This window comes from Devosia sp., assembly GCF_040509215.1.
GTDB lineage: Bacteria > Pseudomonadota > Alphaproteobacteria > Rhizobiales > Devosiaceae > Devosia.
The window spans coordinates 1-16,187 of the sequence record NZ_JBEVLL010000341.1; the positions used below are offsets into that span (position 1 = coordinate 1).

The 16,187-nt window shown below is 62.3% G+C and carries 18 protein-coding genes; 8 read left to right on the plus strand and 10 right to left on the minus strand.

Annotation, left to right across the window (positions count from 1 at the left end):
• Positions 1-133: 133 nt before the first annotated feature.
• From ABW043_RS19420 to ABW043_RS19430, 3 genes are all read right to left on the minus strand, one after another.
• Entirely contained in the window at positions 134-985 is an 852-nt protein-coding gene (locus tag ABW043_RS19420; RefSeq protein ID WP_353922852.1) for a fumarylacetoacetate hydrolase family protein, read from the minus strand.
• A gap of 87 nt (positions 986-1,072) precedes the next feature.
• Positions 1,073-1,507 (minus strand): RbsD/FucU family protein, encoded by a 435-nt coding sequence (locus tag ABW043_RS19425; RefSeq protein ID WP_353922853.1) that lies wholly within the window; start codon positions 1,505-1,507, stop codon positions 1,073-1,075.
• Between the two features lie 21 nt (positions 1,508-1,528).
• Positions 1,529-2,248 carry a GntR family transcriptional regulator gene (locus ABW043_RS19430; RefSeq protein ID WP_353922854.1) on the minus strand — a complete coding sequence of 240 codons (720 nt, stop codon included), beginning with the start codon at positions 2,246-2,248 and terminating at the stop codon, positions 1,529-1,531.
• Between the two features lie 138 nt (positions 2,249-2,386).
• On the opposite strand from ABW043_RS19430, the gene ABW043_RS19435 reads away from it, so the two are divergent.
• Positions 2,387-3,937 carry a UxaA family hydrolase gene (locus ABW043_RS19435; protein WP_502908676.1) on the plus strand — a complete coding sequence of 517 codons (1,551 nt, stop codon included), beginning with the start codon at positions 2,387-2,389 and terminating at the stop codon, positions 3,935-3,937.
• A 9-nt stretch (positions 3,938-3,946) separates the two neighbouring features.
• Here ABW043_RS19435 and ABW043_RS19440 read toward each other — a convergent pair whose 3' ends face one another.
• The 3 genes from ABW043_RS19440 to galE form a co-directional block, all read right to left on the minus strand.
• Complete coding sequence (locus ABW043_RS19440) at positions 3,947-5,098, minus strand: SGNH/GDSL hydrolase family protein (RefSeq protein WP_353922855.1); 1,152 nt, start codon at positions 5,096-5,098, stop codon at positions 3,947-3,949.
• A gap of 68 nt (positions 5,099-5,166) precedes the next feature.
• Entirely contained in the window at positions 5,167-6,360 is a 1,194-nt protein-coding gene (locus ABW043_RS19445; protein WP_353922856.1) for a lytic murein transglycosylase, read from the minus strand.
• Between the two features lie 11 nt (positions 6,361-6,371).
• Positions 6,372-7,358: a UDP-glucose 4-epimerase GalE gene (gene galE / locus ABW043_RS19450; RefSeq protein ID WP_353922857.1), complete on the minus strand. Its 987-nt coding sequence runs from the start codon at positions 7,356-7,358 to the stop codon at positions 6,372-6,374.
• Between the two features lie 106 nt (positions 7,359-7,464).
• Between galE and galU the strand changes: the two genes are divergently transcribed.
• Positions 7,465-8,349: a UTP--glucose-1-phosphate uridylyltransferase GalU gene (galU, locus tag ABW043_RS19455; RefSeq protein WP_353922858.1), complete on the plus strand. Its 885-nt coding sequence runs from the start codon at positions 7,465-7,467 to the stop codon at positions 8,347-8,349.
• 6 nt (positions 8,350-8,355) lie between these two features.
• Here the strand turns inward: galU and ABW043_RS19460 are convergent, their stop codons facing one another.
• The 3 genes from ABW043_RS19460 to ABW043_RS19470 form a co-directional block, all read right to left on the minus strand.
• Positions 8,356-9,687, minus strand: a complete 1,332-nt coding sequence (locus ABW043_RS19460; protein WP_353922859.1) for an outer membrane beta-barrel protein — start codon at positions 9,685-9,687, stop codon at positions 8,356-8,358.
• An 86-nt stretch (positions 9,688-9,773) separates the two neighbouring features.
• On the minus strand, positions 9,774-10,223 hold the full coding sequence (locus ABW043_RS19465; protein WP_353922860.1) for an NfeD family protein: 450 nt from the start codon (positions 10,221-10,223) through the stop codon (positions 9,774-9,776).
• A 14-nt stretch (positions 10,224-10,237) separates the two neighbouring features.
• Positions 10,238-11,251: an SPFH domain-containing protein gene (locus tag ABW043_RS19470; RefSeq protein ID WP_353922861.1), complete on the minus strand. Its 1,014-nt coding sequence runs from the start codon at positions 11,249-11,251 to the stop codon at positions 10,238-10,240.
• 165 nt (positions 11,252-11,416) lie between these two features.
• Here ABW043_RS19470 and eda point away from each other — a divergent pair, with 165 nt between their 5' ends.
• The 5 genes from eda (at position 11,417) to ABW043_RS19495 (ending at position 15,275) form a co-directional block, all read left to right on the plus strand.
• On the plus strand, positions 11,417-12,052 hold the full coding sequence (gene eda / locus ABW043_RS19475) for a bifunctional 4-hydroxy-2-oxoglutarate aldolase/2-dehydro-3-deoxy-phosphogluconate aldolase (RefSeq protein WP_353922862.1): 636 nt from the start codon (positions 11,417-11,419) through the stop codon (positions 12,050-12,052).
• A gap of 25 nt (positions 12,053-12,077) precedes the next feature.
• The gene (locus tag ABW043_RS19480) at positions 12,078-12,446 is read left to right on the plus strand and encodes a winged helix-turn-helix domain-containing protein (protein WP_353922863.1); all 369 of its coding nucleotides are present in this window, start codon (positions 12,078-12,080) and stop codon (positions 12,444-12,446) included.
• A 68-nt stretch (positions 12,447-12,514) separates the two neighbouring features.
• A complete protein-coding gene (gene modA, locus ABW043_RS19485) occupies positions 12,515-13,243 on the plus strand; it encodes a molybdate ABC transporter substrate-binding protein (RefSeq protein ID WP_353922864.1) in 729 nt (242 codons plus the stop codon).
• On the plus strand, positions 13,240-13,923 hold the full coding sequence (modB, locus tag ABW043_RS19490; RefSeq protein ID WP_353922865.1) for a molybdate ABC transporter permease subunit: 684 nt from the start codon (positions 13,240-13,242) through the stop codon (positions 13,921-13,923). The genes modA and modB overlap by 4 nt, the downstream gene beginning before the upstream one ends.
• A 167-nt stretch (positions 13,924-14,090) precedes the next feature.
• Positions 14,091-15,275 carry an alpha-hydroxy acid oxidase gene (locus ABW043_RS19495; protein WP_502908679.1) on the plus strand — a complete coding sequence of 395 codons (1,185 nt, stop codon included), beginning with the start codon at positions 14,091-14,093 and terminating at the stop codon, positions 15,273-15,275.
• Here the strand turns inward: ABW043_RS19495 and ABW043_RS19500 are convergent.
• A complete protein-coding gene (locus ABW043_RS19500; RefSeq protein ID WP_353922866.1) occupies positions 15,272-15,766 on the minus strand; it encodes a response regulator in 495 nt (164 codons plus the stop codon). The two genes, ABW043_RS19495 and ABW043_RS19500, sit on opposite strands and share 4 nt — an antisense overlap.
• Positions 15,767-15,962: 196 nt before the next feature.
• On the opposite strand from ABW043_RS19500, the gene ykgO reads away from it, so the two are divergent.
• Positions 15,963-16,088, plus strand: coding sequence for a type B 50S ribosomal protein L36 (ykgO, locus tag ABW043_RS19505; RefSeq protein WP_046144158.1), 126 nt, complete (start codon positions 15,963-15,965; stop codon positions 16,086-16,088).
• The last annotated feature ends 99 nt before the right edge of the window (positions 16,089-16,187 follow it).

Sequence of the window (16,187 nt, forward strand, 5' to 3'; positions counted from 1 at the left end):
GACGCCTCCGACGTTCCTTATTCTTTAAGCAGTAATACCGACCGCACAACTACGTAGTTGTTGTGCTGCTTTTAAAATCGAAGGGCCCCAGCGTCGCCGCCGAGGCCCACCATGATTTCAGGGAATCAATATACTAGGCGCCGTAGGCCTTCACATTCTGCTTCTGCTCGCCGAGGCCTTCGATGCCGAGGTGCATGACGTTGCCGGGTTTGAGCCAGACGGGGTCGGGCTTGATGCCCATGCCGACGCCGGGAGGGGTGCCCGTGGTGATGACGTCGCCGGGCTGCAGGCTCATGAACTGGCTGACATAGGAGACGACCTTGGCGACGCCGAAGATCATCGTCTTGGTGGAGCCGTTCTGGTAGCGGTGGCCGTCGACTTCGAGCCACATGGAGAGGTTCTGCGGATCGGCGACTTCGTCCTTGGTGACGAGCCAGGGGCCGATGGGGCCAAAGGTGTCGGCGCCCTTGCCCTTGTCCCAGGTGCCGCCGCGCTCGGTCTGGAAGTGGCGCTCGGAGACGTCGTTGCAGACGCAATAGCCTGCGACGTGATCGACGGCATCGGCCTCTTCGACGTAGCGGGCTTCCTTGCCGATCACGATGGCGAGTTCGACTTCCCAGTCCGGCTTGATGGCGTTCTTGGGGATGATGACATCGTCATTGGGGCCGATGATGGCGCTCGTGGCCTTCATGAAAATGATCGGTTCGGCCGGGATCGGCGCGCCGGTTTCGGCGGCGTGGTCGGCATAGTTGAGGCCGATGCAGATGAACTTGCCGACATTGGCAACGCAGGGGCCGATGCGTTCGGACGCGTCGAGCTTGGGCAGCAGGTCGATGTCGGTGGCCGCAATCTTGGCGAGGCCTTCGGGCAGAAGGGTCGAGCCGCCAATATCAGCGACGACGCCGGTCAGGTCACGGATCGAGCCGTCCTTGGCGATGATGGCGGGCTTTTCCGACCCTTTGGGGCCAACGCGAAGCAGTTTCATGGGGCAGAGCTCCTCTTATCTCGCCTCGGTGATAGAGGCTGACATGTTAGTCTGTCGAGTGCGACTTTCGCTGGTGCAGTTCGCCTCTTACGATTTGGGGCGGATGATGCCCTTCTTGAGCACGATATTGCCGTAGAGGCGGGTTTCGCCGGACTGGATGACGGCAGCCGCCTTCTTGGCGCGGTCGTAGAAGGCGAATCGTTCGACGGTCGAAAAGTGCATCCCCGGTTCGTGGCGGGTGATGATTTCCTGGAAATCGTCGTAGATCGGCTGGCGGGCATGGGGATCGCCGACGACGGCCATGCCGATGGCGGCCTGATCGACGAAGTCATCAAGCGGCATCACGGTGAGCACGGCTTCGAGAATGTCGGTGGCGGAAATGCCGTCGGCGCGGTGGACGGTGGGGCCGAGAAATTCAGCGGGGAAATTGGCGTCGGCAATGACGATCTCGTCGCCATGACCCATGGCGCGGAGGGTAGCGAGGAGTTCCGGGCCGAGCAGCGGCGGAATGTTTTTCAGCATCTTTTGGTCTCCGAAAGAGAATTACCCGAAGGGGAAATAGTCGGCGTCGAGGACTGTCTCCGCGCCGTCGGCAAAGATGCCGGGGTTTTCCTGGGCGAAGGCGAAAAGCTCGACCATGACGGCGTCGATATGAGCGCGGATGGCGGCGATGGCCTGGGGCGTGTCGCCGGCAACAATGCCGTTCAAAATGGCCTGATGCTCGGCGATGGTGAGGGCGAGGCGGCGCGGGGTGATGATGAGGCGGCGGGCGCGGTCGAGATTGGCGCGGGCCTTGTCGATGATCGCCTTGACCTTGGTCATGCGCATGGTGCGGAAAATGATGTCGTGAAAGGCGACGTCGATCTGGTGGAAGGTTTCGGCATCGTCGCGGGCGGCGGCGTCACGCTGTTCGGCCATATTGGCGTGCAGCGCCTCGATCACCTCGGCATCGTGCTTGCCGATGAGGACGCGCAGGGCTTCGCTTTCGAGGCCTTTGCGGATCAGCATGTATTCGCGGACGTCGGCAATCTTGACCAACGACACGGTCGAGCCGCGCTGCGGGGCGATATCGACAAGGCCCTCTTCGGCGAGGCGGGCAAAGGCCTCGCTGACCGGGAAGCGCGAGACTTCGAACTGGGCGCAGATAGCCGTCTTGTCGAGCACCGCGCCGGGGGGCAAAGCCAGGGTGACGATGGCCTGACGCAGGGCCTGGGTGACCTCGGCGGTCACATTGCCGCGCGCAAGCGTGGCGGGCCGTGTCAAAAAAGAATAGGAACTTGTATGGTTGTTCATGCTAACATGTTAGTTAGTGTGCAGCCGTACCGCAATGGCCCCAATCTGACTGCGATGCGGAACGGCGTAAAGCACGAGTTGAGACCTCATACCGCCGGAATGACGCCGATGTCCGAGACCATGACCCGCCCGCAAGGCAAGACCCTGACGCTCAACAGCGCCGACAACATCGCCGTGGCGCTGGCCAATCTCGATGTCGGCACCCAAACGGCGCAGGGCGTTTCCATCGTTCGCCGCGTGCCGCGCGGGCACAAGTTTTCGGTGCGTCCGATTGCGGCTGGCGAGGCTATTGTCAAATTCGGGCAGATCATCGGCTTTGCCAAGGAAGGCATTCCGGCAGGCGACTGGGTACATGAGCACAATTGCGGGATGGGCGGGCCGGACGGCACGCTGGAGCACGACTATGCTTTTGCCGAAGGGGCGATCCCCGTTGAGTTTCTGACTGGCGCCAATCAGGCGACGTTCCAGGGTTTTCGCCGGTCCAACGGCAAGGTGGGGACGCGCAACTATATCGGCATTCTCACCTCGGTGAACTGCTCGGCGACCGTGGCAAAGTTCATGGCGCAGGCGATCAATAATTCGGGCGTGCTCGACGACTATCCCGAGATCGACGGCATCATTCCCTTCGTGCACGGCACCGGTTGCGCCATGGACAATCAGGGCGAGGGCTACCAGATCCTGCGGCGCACGCAGTGGGGTTATACGGCCAATCCCAATCTTGGGGCGGCGCTGCTGGTCGGGCTTGGTTGCGAAGTGTTCCAGATCGAGCGGATGAAGCAGTCCTACGGCATGACGGAGACGGATACGTTCCGCACCATGACCATCCAGGAGATCGGCGGCACCGCCAAGATGATCGAATGGGGTGTCGAGAAGATCAAGGAAATGCTGCCGATCGCGGCACGGGCGCGGCGCGAGACTATTCCGGCTTCGGAACTGACGCTGGCGCTGCAATGCGGCGGTTCGGATGGCTATTCGGGGATTACCGCCAATCCGGCGCTCGGCGTTGCGGCCGATATCCTGGTGCGCAATGGCGGCACGGCGATCCTCTCTGAAACACCGGAAATCTATGGCGCCGAGCACCTGCTGACGCGCCGCGCGGTGAACCGCGAAGTGGGCGAAAAGCTCATCGAGCGCATCAAGTGGTGGGAGGACTATACCCAACGCAATGGTGGCGAGATGAACAACAATCCCTCGCCGGGCAACAAGGCGGGCGGGCTGACCACCATTCTCGAGAAGTCGCTGGGCGCGGCGGCCAAGGGCGGCACCTCGCCGCTGACGGCGGTTTACGAATATGCCGAGCCGGTGACCGAAAAGGGTTTCGTGTTCATGGATACGCCCGGATTTGATCCGGTTTCGGCGACGGGGCAGGTGGCTGGTGGCGCCAACATTTTGGCGTTCACCACCGGGCGCGGCTCGGCCTATGGCTGCAAACCGGTGCCGTCGATCAAGCTCGCGACAAATTCCGAGCTTTATGGCCGCATGACCGACGACATGGACATCAATTGCGGCGATATCGTCGAGGGTGTTTCCATCGAAGCCAAGGGGCAGGAGATTTTCGATCTCATGTTGCGCGTGGCTTCGGGCGAAGAGACCAAGTCGGAAAAGCTCGGCTATGGCGACAATGAGTTCGTGCCCTGGCAGGTTGGGGCGGTGATGTAAGGCGGCGCGCTACTGCTGCCCTTCGTTTTCCGTCTCGCTTGGGTCGATGCCGACGCCGAAGGCGTCAGCGCGACCCACGGGGGCGGCCATCAACTGTTCCAGTGAGAAACCCGTGTCGGACGCCGGCTGTGGCGCGGCGACGAGCAAGTCTGCGGCGCGTTGCGGCGCACGGCTGATCGGGACGACGGCGCCGGCGACTTCGAGGAGGCGGGTCTGGCCCTGGCCCTGATAGGGCGGACGGAGCATGGCGGCAGCGTCGGTACCGAGGAGCGGATCGGCCACGGCGACGGTGATGCCGCCGCCCCGATAGAAGGTGCGGATCGACTGGCTGATATAGAAAGCCAGCTTGTCGGCGCCGGCTGTCGAGAAGTGAATGCCGTCATCCTTGCGCATGCGGGCGTTCTGGCCGTTCACGTCAGGGCCCTGGGACGAATATTTGCCGTCTTCGCCGAGGAAGCGCTCGTAGATATCGAGATATTCCGCACCGCCGGAAAAGGCCGCCATCTTGAAGAGCCCACTGATCTGGCTCATGGCGGCGGAATATTCGGTCTTGGACATGGGCGGCAGGCCGACCCAGATCACGGGCTTTCGGGCGCTGCGCAATTGGCCGAGGAAATTGTTGATGCGCGCCTGATAGGCCGCGGTCCATTGCGGGGTCAGGGAATTGTACGACGTGCCATCGACGCGGATTTCCTGGCGGTCGTTGACGCCGATAATGACCACGGCGAGGTCAAAACTATCGGCGGCGATCTGCTCGCCGATGGTCTTGTTCCAGTCGAAATAGTCGTCGCGCACGAAGCCCGAGGAGCCGACGCCCTGGTTGATGACGACGAGATTGGGGTCTTCGGCATAAAAACGTTCGAGGGCCTTGGCGAGATCGACGGCGAGGGAATCGCCGAAGACGGCAAGGCGCGTGGCGTTTTCGGCTTTTTCGATTTGCGGCTTTGATGGGGGCAGGGCGGCGGGGGCAGCCTGGCGCGGCTGGGTCTGCTGCACGGGCGGCGGAGCCTGCTGGGGTTCGGCGCCGAAAAGGACGTCGAAGAGGGTGCGGCGCTTCTGCTGCTGGGCGACTTCGATGCGGGGTTCTGCCTGCGCGAAAGCCGGCGCCACTTCCACGGTGGCGAAGAGGGCGATCAGCAAAAGGGCAAAAATACGCTTCATGGCTCGGTCCGATATTCCCTTTGGGTCTAGCAGACAGAGGTCAACAAAACCATGCGCTCGCCATGGCGTTATCGGGTGGCGCTGGAGAGTGCTTCAGCGGCGGCGCGGGTGATAAACCCATCGGCCACTTCGCCACGAGCGGCCTGGAAGCGGGCATAGGCGGCCTGGGTGATGGGGCCGAGGCGGCCATCGACGGCGCCGTCATAAAGGCCGAGCGCCTTGAGGGACTGTTGGACCGACTGGCGTTGGGCAAGGTCGGGGAAGGCGGTGTTGCGTGGCCAGGGGGTGACGTAGTCGCCGCCGCCCTTGAGGCGGTCGGTGAGGTGCGCGACGGCCATGGCGTAGCTGTCGGAGAAATTGTAGCCCTTGAGGACCAGATAATTGCTGGTCATCAGGAATTTGGGGCCGGTATGGCCGGTCGGGACGTAGAGGAATACCGGGATATTGGGGTTCGCGAAAGGGCGGCCGGAGACGCGGGTTATGCCGCGTTCGGCGAAGAAGCTGATGGGGCGGAGCTGGTCGCGGGTAGCGAGGAGGTAGTCGAAACCTTGCGGGACTTCGACCTCAAAGCCCCAGTCCGTGCCGGGCTGATAACCGAGATCGAGCAGGAACTTTGCTGAGGTGGCGAGGGCATCGGCGAGGGAATTGTGGAGGTCGACGCGGCCGTCGCCATCTCCGTCGGCGCCATGGGCGATGACATTGGTGGGGTTGACCTGCAGGTGGCCGATCGCGCCGGCCCAGGAGCCGATGGGCGAAGTGCCGCCGTTGAGTTCGGCGAGGCGCAGGGCGGCGAAGAAATCGGCCTTGTCTTCGGCATAGCGGGTGCGGTGCTGGAAGGTGACTGTGGCCAGCAAGCGGACTATGGGGCGGATCAGGTCGGCATTGCCAAGCACCGCGCCATAATCGGTCTCGATGCCCCAGATGGCGCCCAGCAGATAGGGATCGACGCCAAAGTGTTGGCCGATGGTGGAGAAGAGCTGTGCATTGCGCTCGAGCGCGGCCTGGCCGCGGGAAATGCGGCCGGAATTGACGCGGGTCTCGATATAGTCCCAGACCGGAGCGGTGAATTCAGGCTGGGTTTCGACGAGTTTGGGGACGCGTGGATCGGGCGTGAGGCCAGATGTCAGCGCGTCATAGGCGGAGGCGCTGACGCCCGATGCGACAGCCTCGGGCTTGAGGCTGGCGAGAAAGCCGGAAAAGTCGGACTGCGCCAATGCCGGACTGGTCATCAGCAAGACGAGCAGGGCGGCGAAGCGGTGCATGACCAAAAGCCTCAGCGGTTGCGGGTCATCAGGTGGCGTTCCCAGGCATACGCGGTTTCGACGATTTCGTTGAGATCGTCATGCTGGGGTTTCCAGCCAAGGAGCGAACGCACCTTCTGGCCGGTGGCGGTGATCGAAGCGGGATCGCCGGCGCGGCGCGGGCCTTCGTCGGCGCGGAAATTGATGCCGGAGACCTTGCGGACGGTCTCGACCACCTCGCGCACCGAATAGCCCTGGCCATAGGCGCAGTTGAGGGTGGTGCTTTCCCCACCCTTGCGCAGGTGGTTGAGCAGCAGGGCGTGGGCGGCGATCAGGTCGGTGACGTGGATGTAGTCGCGGACGCAGGTGCCATCTGATGTTTCGTAGTCGGTGCCGAAAATGTCCATCTTCGGGCGCTGGCCGAGGGCGGTCTGGCAGGCGACCTTGATGAGATGGGTGGCGAGCGGTGTCGACTGGCCCGAACGCTTCTGTGGATCGGCACCGGCGACGTTGAAGTAGCGCAGCACGCCAAAGGTCATTGGATGGGCAGCCGCGACGTCGGCCAGCATCCACTCGGTCATGAGTTTGGAGCGGCCATAGGGCGACATGGGATTGAGGGGGGTATCTTCAACGACGGGCGCGAGGCCGGTCATGCCGTAGACGGCGGCGGTCGAGGAGAAGATGAAGTGCTTGACCCCGCCCTTGACGGCCGCCTCGATGAGATTGCGCGAGGTGGCGGTGTTGTTGGCGTAATATTTTAGCGGATTGGTTACCGATTCCGGAACGACGATTGAACCGGCGAAGTGAATGATTTCGGTAATGCGGTATTTCTCGATAAGGCTGACCACGAAGTCGATATCGCCCGCATTGCCTTGTACAAACTGGGCACGGCCGTCGATGGCCCAGTCGAAGCCGGTGACGAGATTGTCGAGGACGACAACGTCCTGCCCGGCATCGGCCAGATTGAGAACCATGTGGCTGCCGATATAGCCTGCTCCACCTGTGACCAAAACCGCCATTGGCCGTACTCCTGCCGCAAAAACTCTTTTGTTGTGAAACGATATGTAACAGATGTCGATGTAGGTCTACGCCTAACTTCAGATCGACAGAACAAGGGAATCCTCCGTGTCAAAACGCGTCCGCACTGCCGTCTTTCCCGTTGCTGGCCTCGGGACCCGTTTCCTGCCCGCCACCAAGGCGATGCCGAAGGAAATGCTGACCGTGGTGGACCGGCCGCTGATCCAATATGCGGTGGATGAGGCACGCGAGGCCGGAATCGAGCATTTTGTCTTCGTCACCGGCCGCAACAAGGGCGTCATCGAGGATCACTTCGACCGGCAGTTCGAACTGGAAACGACGCTGGAAGTGCGCGGCAAGGACGAGGCGCTGCGCGAACTGCGCAAGGACCTGCCTTCGGCAGGCCGCACCAGCTTTACCCGCCAGCAGGAGCCGCTCGGCCTCGGTCATGCCGTGTGGTGCGCGCGCGATATCGTTGGCGACAATCCCTTCGCGCTGCTCTTGCCCGACATGCTGTTCAAAGGCGAGCCGGGCGTCTTGAAGCAGATGATGGACGCTTATGAAGAGACCGGCGGCAATGTCATCGCGGTCGAGGAAGTGCCACATGACGAAGTGTCGTCCTATGGCGTGATCGGGCGTGGCGAAGGGCCGGATACCGGCTTTGACCTGACGCAGATGGTCGAAAAGCCCAAGAAGGAAGACGCGCCGTCCAACCTGATCATTTCGGGCCGCTATATCCTGCAGCCCGAGATTTTCTCGCTGCTGGCAGAGCAGACCAAGGGCGCAGGCGGGGAAATCCAGCTCACCGACGCGATGCAGAACCTGATGCACCAGCAGAGCTTTACCGGCGTCAAATATGTCGGCAAGAGCTTCGACTGTGGTTCCAAGATCGGCTTCCTGACGGCAAACGTCGTCTATGCCCTGGAGCGCGACGACATCCGTCCCGGCTTCATTCGCGAACTGCGCAAGCTCGATCTCGAAGAACAGCTCTAAGCGCGATCAACGCGCGATCGTGACGCCCAGGCTCACCTGATGGGTCTGGGTGTTGCCGTTGGAATTGTCGGTATTGCCGTAGCCGTAATCGGCATTCAGGCTGGTATGGGCGTTAAAGACATAATCGGCGCCAGCGCCGAGACCGAGGCGTCGTTCGGTCGTGCCCGTGCCGACGAGTTCGGAATTGCTCCAATTGGCCGAGGCGCGCAGGCGCAGCCAGGTATTGACCGTATATTGGGCATTGGAGAAGGCGGTGTACTGGATACGGGCATTGCCCGGATTGTCGGCGCCAGCCGGCGCCAGCGCCGTCTCAAGCCCGGCGGTCAGTTTCACCGTTGAATTGGGCGTGTAGCTGATTTCGGCGCCATAGAGCTGGGCGCGGATGGCGCCGAGCGTGGCTTCGTCAAAGATGCGCTCGCCAATGCCCACCGAGGCGCTTGCCGACCAGATATTGTTCCATTTGCCGGCAATGCCGGCGCGCAGCGAACGATTGGTAGCATTGGGATAGACGCCGAGGCTGGCTGTCGGCGAATCGAAGATGTCGCGCTGTACTTCGCCTTCCCCAAATACTTCGAGAATGGGCGTGACCTGATAGCCCAGCCGAAGATTGGCGGTGGCGGCCCAGTAGTTCTGCTCGGAATTGTCGGTCAGGCCGGTATCGGAGCGATTGGTCGGGCCATAGGAGGTTCGCTCTAGGCCGCCGCCGAGCCCGAGATTGAACTGGCCGAACTGGCGGGTGACACCGACTTCGGCGCCGCCGGTGAAAACCTGCGGCGGGGTGATGATCGACGGCGACAGGCCCGCCGTCCCGGGCAGGTCCTGCGTCAGACCGATACTGGCGGAGGCCGAGGCGGTGGTGACCGCATCGATAGGCGCGGAGCCCGAAATCGAGAGAATGCCCGAGGCGAGGGTCGGGAGGTCCTGACCGCCCGTCTTGGCGATATCGGCGCTGCCATCGACCACGATGGTGGCGAAGCCACCGGCATGAGTGTAGCTGAAGCGCGGCAGGACGTGGGTGACGAAACTGCCCGTGCCGTTGGAATTGAGATAGGTGCCGCGCAGGCCGACAGACCAATCGAGCGGGGCGCTTTCGCCCGATTCCGGGCCGACGGCAAATTCGGGCGGAACCGGCTGGGCCGGATAGACGCCGGGGCGGAGGCGCGCATTGGCGAGGGCCGGATCGGAAACGGTCTGGCGGGTCGGCGCTGTGACCGTGCCCGTCGTCGTCTCATCAACCGGATCGGTTTCCAGCAGCGCGGGCGCAGCCAGAGCCGTGCCGGCCATGAGGCCGACAACCAGGCTTAAAGCCAGGCTCCTGGTGTGCTGCAAAAGGGGCAAACCGCGCTCCGAAAAAACCGGGGGCAGACAGAGTGCCCCGCGCGCGATCCTTTCAGCTTATGGTTAACGAAAGCTTGCCGTGCCTCTCAAATTGCCTCGACGATAAGGACGGCTCCCTCGCTACCGACAATGCGGATGCGCTGCCCGGCAGGCATGTCGGAGCCAGAAATGCGCCAGATGGTGTCGCCCAGGGTGAGACGGCCGAAGCCGCCTGCAATGGGTTGTTCGAGCACGGCCTCGTGGCCGACGAAACTGTCGCCGCGGCGGTTGAGATAGGGGCGGTCGGACTGACTGGGGCGGTTCCGGTTCCAGCGCGTCCAGAGGATAATGGCGACCAGGGCCAGGACACCGAACATCAGCCATTGGAAGGGCCAGGCGATCGGCTCGACCAAGACCACCAGCCCGGTGATGAGCCCTGCAATGCCAAGCCACAGGAGGTAGCCTCCGGGCACGAAGAGTTCGAGCGCGAGAAGAATGAGCCCGGCAATGATCCAGGCCCAGGGGGCATTGGCGGCGAGGAACTCCATGAGCACCATAGATCGCCCCTCGGCTAGAGCTGGCCGGGTTCGCGCGGCGGTTGGCCGGCGGTGGGCGGACGCGAGGTTGGGCGGGCTGCTGCCGTCGGGCCGCCGCCGCCAAAGGCCTCACGGGCGATCTCGCCAATACCGCCTATGGCGCCAATGACGCTCGCTGCCTCGACCGGCAGCATCAGCACCTTCTGGTTGGGCGAGGTGGCGATCTTGCCCAGCGCCTCGATATAATTGTTGGCGACGAAATAGTTGATGGCCTGGACATTGCCCGAGGCGATGGCGTCGGAAACCATCTGCGTGGCCTTGGCTTCGGCCTCGGCGGAACGTTCGCGGGCTTCGGCATCGCGGAAGGCGGCTTCCTTGCGGCCCTCTGCTTCGAGCACCTGGGCCTGCTTTTCGCCTTCGGCCTTGAGAATGGCGGCCTGACGGCTGCCTTCAGCTTCGAGAATGGTGGCGCGCTTTTCGCGCTCGGCCTTCATCTGCCGGCCCATGGATTCAACGAGATCCTTGGGCGGATCGATGTCCTTGATCTCGATGCGGGTGATTTTCACGCCCCAAGGCGATACGGCAGTGTCGACGACGCGCAGCAGGCGTTCGTTGATCTCGTCGCGGTGGCTCAGCAGCTCATCGAGATCCATCGAGCCCATGACCGTGCGGATATTGGTCATGGTCAGGGTGAGGATGGCGATTTCGAGATTGGAAACTACGTAGGCGGCCGCGGCTGCATCGAGGATCTGGTAGAAGGTGACGCCATTGGCCGTGATGGACGCGTTGTCGCGGGTGATGACTTCCTGGTGGGGAACGTCGAGCACCTGTTCCATGACGTTGATCTTCTTGCCGATCGTGTCGATGAACGGGATGATCAGGTTGAGGCCGGGCTTGAGGGTGCGCGTATATTTGCCGAAGCGTTCGACCGTGTAGTTGTAGCCCTGCGGGATGGTCTTGGCGCCGGCAAACAGCACCAGAATGAGCAGGATGCCGAGACCGATCAGCGTGACGCTGAGGCCGTCGAGGGTGAAGGTGTCGAATTGCATGATGCGCTCTCCTCTAGCGGGCCTTGGCAATATGTACGGTCGGTCAGCCACATAGGCAACCTTGCTTGGCGTGGGTGCGCTTTTTTGCGCGGCGGGCTTGCGGGAAACAAGGCTTGGGCCTAACCCTCAAGCCGATCTTTCTTCAGCTTTCCGGAAGTGACGCTCATGCCGCAGGACGCAAACGCCATTCGTTCCATTCTCTCGCTGGCGCCCGTCGTGCCCGTCATCATTCTCGATGATGTGTCGCAGGCGCGGCCGCTGGCCGAGGCGCTGGTGGCTGGCGGCCTGCCGGTGCTGGAAGTGACGCTGCGCACGCCCAATGCACTCAAGGTCATGGAAGAGATGGCCAAGGTGACCGGCGCCATCGTCGGCTCGGGCACGGTGCGGCATGCGGCGCATATGAAGGCTTCGGTCGATGCCGGTTGCCGTTTTATGGTGTCGCCGGGCGCCTCGCCGCGTCTCCTCGATGCGGCGGACGATGTCGCCATTCCGCTGTTGCCGGGTATCGGCACCCCAACGGAAGCCATGGCAGCGGCCGAGCGGGGCTATTCGTTCCTGAAATTCTTCCCTGCCGAAGCGCTGGGTGGCGCGCCGGTGCTCAAGGCCTTTGCCTCGCCGCTGCCCGATATCACCTTCTGCCCGACCGGCGGCATCGATGTGGTCAAGGCCAAGACTTATCTCAGCCTCCCCAATGTCATCTGCGTGGGCGGCAGCTGGATCATGCCGGCCGACGCGCTGGCGAGCGGCGATTTCGCGCGCATCGAAGCGCTGGCCAAGGAAGCGAGCGCGCTGCGCGGCTAAGGCATCCAGGGGGCGGGGCAGTTTCATGAACAAACCTGCGCCCCCTTCCGGCCTTGGTCACCTCCGGATCGTTCTCGACGATAAAGCCTATATCGGGCCGGGCCGGGCCGATCTCCTCGAGGGGATTGCCCGGACCGGGTCCATTTCCGCCGCCGGTAAGGAAATGGGCATGAGCTACAAGCGGGCCTGGAGTCTGGTACAGGCACTCAACGAAGGGTTCGGAAAACCACTGGTTGAGACGGCGCGCGGTGGGGCGGCGCAGGGCGGGGCATTGCTTACCCCGCTTGGTGAAGACGTGCTAGCCCGCTACCGCGCGATGCAAAGGGCGACAGAGCTTGCCATTGCCGAAGATGTGGCGGCCTTGCGCGCGCTGGTTCCCGATATATCCAGATAAACATATCGCTTGCGTGGCAAATGGCTTTCGGCCATCGATGTAGCCGATCAAACATATCGGAGGCTCCCTTGTCCCGTCTGCTGCTTTCCCTCGCCGTTGTCGCCGCCACGGCCGGCCCGGCCTTTGCCGAAACCGTCAACGTGGCCGTCGCCGCCAATTTCACGGCTGTTGCCGAAGAGCTGGCTGAAATCTTTGAAGCCAAGGGCGAACATCAGGTCGAACTGAGCTTTGGCGCGACCGGTCAGCTCTACACCCAGATTACCCAGGCCGCGCCTTTCGGCATTTTCCTTGCGGCTGATGACGCACGTCCGCAAAAGGCGATCGATGAGGGCTTTGGTGTCGATGGCACCTTCTTCATCTATGCCGAAGGTCGGCTGGTGCTTTATGCGCCGGGGCGCGATGTCACCGACGGCGAAGCAGCGCTGAAGGGCGAGTATAACAAGCTCGCCATCGCCGATCCGGCGGCTGCGCCCTATGGCAAGGCCGCGGTGGAAACCTTGACCGCGCTCGGGCTTCTTGAAACGCTGACACCGAAACTGGTGCAGGGCGAAAACATTTCCCAGACGCTGCAATTTGTCGAAAGCGGCAATGCCGAACTGGGTTTTGTCGCGGCAAGCCAGGTGCTGGGCAAGGCCGATCAGTGGCTGGTGCCGGCAGAACTGCATGAGCCGATCGCGCAGGGTGCGGTGCTGCTCAAGGAAGGCGAAAACAATCCGGCGGCCCTGGCGTTCCTCGATTTCCTCAAGTCCGACGAAGCCGTTTCGGTGATCGAAGCTTCTGGCTATTCGGTGCCATGATCGGAGGCGACCCGCTTCTGTCGGCCATTCTGCTGACGCTGGCGCTGGCCGCCAGTGTCACGGTGGTCCTGCTGATGATCGGGTCGCCGCTCGCCTGGTGGCTGGCGCGCAGCCAATGGCGCGGCAAGGAGGCGGTGGGTGCCGTCGTCTCGCTGCCGCTGGTGCTGCCGCCCACCGTGCTTGGGTTTTATTTGTTGCTGGCGCTCGGGCCGAATGGTCCGGGCGGTGCCATTGCGGGGCTATGGGGTGCCCGGACCCTGGCGTTTTCCTTTGGGGGTCTCGTCATCGGTGGCGCCATCGCCTCGCTGCCCTTCATGGTGCAGCCTCTGCGCAATGCCTTTGCCGCGATCGACGAGGACGTGATGGAGGCGGCCGATACGCTGGGAGCGTCGGCTCGGCAGCGGTTTGTGCGTGTGGTGTTGCCGCTTGCTATGCCCGGCTATCTGGTCGGCGCCATTATGGCTTTCGCCCATACGATGGGCGAGTTCGGCGTGGTGCTGATGATCGGGGGCAATATTCCGGGCCAGACCAAGGTGCTGTCCATTGCCATCTATGACTTTGTCGAACGGCTGGAGTGGGAAAAGGCGCATATTGTGGCGGGCAGCATGGTGGCCTTTGCGTTCCTCGTGATTTTCTCGACGCTGATGATTGGCCGGCGGTCGAAGGGGTCGGCGGGGTGAGTTGAGGGTGGCTCCCAGTCTTCAGTGCTGCGCCATTCGAGCATAGCTCTCATGGCCTTCTCGGCTCAAATCGCTCCACTGGAGCGATTTGCCTGCGGGACGCCATGAAGTTGACGACTAACATGTTAGTTGCTAGGGCAATCCGAACCTGCTTTCGGAGCCTGAGCATGACCGCCATCGACAAGATTCTCACCGTTGACGAAATGATGCGGGTGGCGCGTCGGCGCGTACCAAAAATGTTCTTCGAATATGCCGATAGTGGTTCCTATACCGAGGGCACCTATCGCGAGAACGAGAGCGATTTTAACAAGATCAAGCTCAACCAGAAGGTCGCGGTCAATCTCGAGGGGCGTAACCTCAAGACCAAGATGCTGGGCAAGGAAATCACCATGCCCGTCGCCATCGCTCCGGCGGCGACAGGGGGCATGCAGACGGCTGATGGTGAGATCAAGGCGGCAAAGGCGGCCGAAAAGTTCGGCATTCCCTTCTCGCTCTCGACCATGAGCGTGTGCTCAATCGAGGACATTGCCGAGAACACCACGGCACCGTTCTGGTTCCAGCTATATGTGATGCGCGACCGCGACTTCATCAATCGCCTGATCGACCGCGCCAAGGCGGCAAAGTGCTCGGCGCTGGTGCTGACGATGGACCTGCAGATCCTTGGGCAGCGGCACAAGGACATCAAGAACGGGCTGTCGACGCCGCCAAAATTCACGCCCTATTCGATCTGGCAGATGATGCAGCACCCGCTCTGGTGTGCGCGCATGCTGGGCACCAAGCGGCATACGTTCCGCAATATCGTCGGCCATGTCAGCGGCGACCATGACCTCGCCTCGCTCTCGGCTTGGACGGCCAGCCAGTTCGATCCGACGCTCAACTGGGGCGATGTGCGCTGGATCAAGGAGCGCTTTGGCGGTCCGGTTATCGTCAAGGGCGTGCTCGATGCCGATGACGCGCAGGCGGCGGTCGACAATGGCGCGGATGCGATCGTGGTTTCAAACCATGGCGGGCGCCAGCTCGACGGTGCGCCTTCGACCATTCGCGTGCTGCCGGAGATCGTCGATCGGGTTGGTCACAAGACCGAAGTCTATCTCGATAGCGGCATTCGCATGGGTCAGGATGTCATCAAGGCACTGGCTTATGGCGCCAAGGCAACCTTTATCGGTCGGCCGATGCTCTATGGGCTTGGTGCGGGTGGGGAAGCGGGCGTGACGCGCGTGCTCGAAATCATCCGCAAGGAACTCGATACGACCATGGCGCTGTGTGGCGAGCGCGACATTCTCAATGTCGGCCTCCACAATATCTATTCGAACGACATGCCGCCGCGTAACGCGCCCAAGCCGCGCGCTTAGGTCTCAGTTTCAGAGACGGTGCGCTGGTCAGCTATGCCGGCGGTGAGCTTGCGCCGCCGCCGGTCGGGGCCCGCATATTCGGGCGCGTCGATGAATTCGCGCGGCTTTATATCGAGGCCGGCGATACGCATCTGCAGGTCCGTAGCCGAGAACGGCTTTTTGAGGAACTCGCTGACCCCGGCATCCCGCGCTTCGGCAATGCGGGCAATGTCCGGCGCCGATGACATCATGATGATGGACGTCGTGCGGTTGGGACTGTCGATATCGGTTCGCATCTGGCGCACCATTTCCACGGCGTCCGGCGAGCCCATCGTCTCATCGAGAATGACGAGGCTATAGGAGCGGCTGTCGAGCACGGCCTTCAGCTCGCGCGGGTTGGTAATTTCCAGCACCATGCGATGGCCAAGGCCTCGCACCATGGCCGCGATGAGCAATGCCATGTTCTCTACCGGATCAGCGATCACGACGCCGTGCTTGACGATCTTATCCATTCCCAGCCCCCTGGAACCGGCGCAAACTCTAGACCGACAAGGCTGACCTGCCGGTTAACGGAGGCCATGGAAGCCCGGAGTCGAAAGGGGTAAATCTCTTTGCCGGGCGCGTTGACACAGCCCAGCCTTTTCCCTATGAAGAGCGCAGTTTTCGGGCGCCTTGGCGCCCCTTTTGTTTGACCAGGGAATTAGACCGATGAAGGTAACCAACTCGCTGAAGGCGTTGATGACGCGCCACCGCGCGAACAAGCTCGTCCGCCGCCGCGGTCGTGTCTACATCATCAACAAGGTGGACAAGCGCTTCAAGGCCCGCCAGGGCTAAGAACCGGTTCACGGTTTGAATTTGACAGGGCCTGCACTCCGGTGCGGGCCCTGTTGCTTTTTGGACATCGCGCTCGACCTCGTTCCTCGAAAGCGGGAG

What these genes read in the sequence shown, in the direction of transcription:
- modB (WP_353922865.1), top strand. Translation starts at nt 13,240, where the DNA reads ATGATCGGAGGCGACCCGCTTCTGTCGGCCATTCTGCTGACGCTGGCG.
- ABW043_RS19465 (WP_353922860.1), bottom strand. Translation starts at nt 10,223, where the DNA reads ATGGTGCTCATGGAGTTCCTCGCCGCCAATGCCCCCTGGGCCTGGATC.
- ABW043_RS19420 (WP_353922852.1), bottom strand. Translation starts at nt 985, where the DNA reads ATGAAACTGCTTCGCGTTGGCCCCAAAGGGTCGGAAAAGCCCGCCATC.
- ABW043_RS19500 (WP_353922866.1), bottom strand. Translation starts at nt 15,766, where the DNA reads ATGGATAAGATCGTCAAGCACGGCGTCGTGATCGCTGATCCGGTAGAG.
- ABW043_RS19470 (WP_353922861.1), bottom strand. Translation starts at nt 11,251, where the DNA reads ATGCAATTCGACACCTTCACCCTCGACGGCCTCAGCGTCACGCTGATC.
- eda (WP_353922862.1), top strand. Translation starts at nt 11,417, where the DNA reads ATGCCGCAGGACGCAAACGCCATTCGTTCCATTCTCTCGCTGGCGCCC.
- ABW043_RS19480 (WP_353922863.1), top strand. Translation starts at nt 12,078, where the DNA reads ATGAACAAACCTGCGCCCCCTTCCGGCCTTGGTCACCTCCGGATCGTT.
- galE (WP_353922857.1), bottom strand. Translation starts at nt 7,358, where the DNA reads ATGGCGGTTTTGGTCACAGGTGGAGCAGGCTATATCGGCAGCCACATG.
- ABW043_RS19445 (WP_353922856.1), bottom strand. Translation starts at nt 6,360, where the DNA reads ATGCACCGCTTCGCCGCCCTGCTCGTCTTGCTGATGACCAGTCCGGCA.
- ABW043_RS19435 (WP_502908676.1), top strand. Translation starts at nt 2,387, where the DNA reads ATGTCCGAGACCATGACCCGCCCGCAAGGCAAGACCCTGACGCTCAAC.
- ykgO (WP_046144158.1), top strand. Translation starts at nt 15,963, where the DNA reads ATGAAGGTAACCAACTCGCTGAAGGCGTTGATGACGCGCCACCGCGCG.
- ABW043_RS19440 (WP_353922855.1), bottom strand. Translation starts at nt 5,098, where the DNA reads ATGAAGCGTATTTTTGCCCTTTTGCTGATCGCCCTCTTCGCCACCGTG.
- ABW043_RS19425 (WP_353922853.1), bottom strand. Translation starts at nt 1,507, where the DNA reads ATGCTGAAAAACATTCCGCCGCTGCTCGGCCCGGAACTCCTCGCTACC.
- ABW043_RS19495 (WP_502908679.1), top strand. Translation starts at nt 14,091, where the DNA reads ATGACCGCCATCGACAAGATTCTCACCGTTGACGAAATGATGCGGGTG.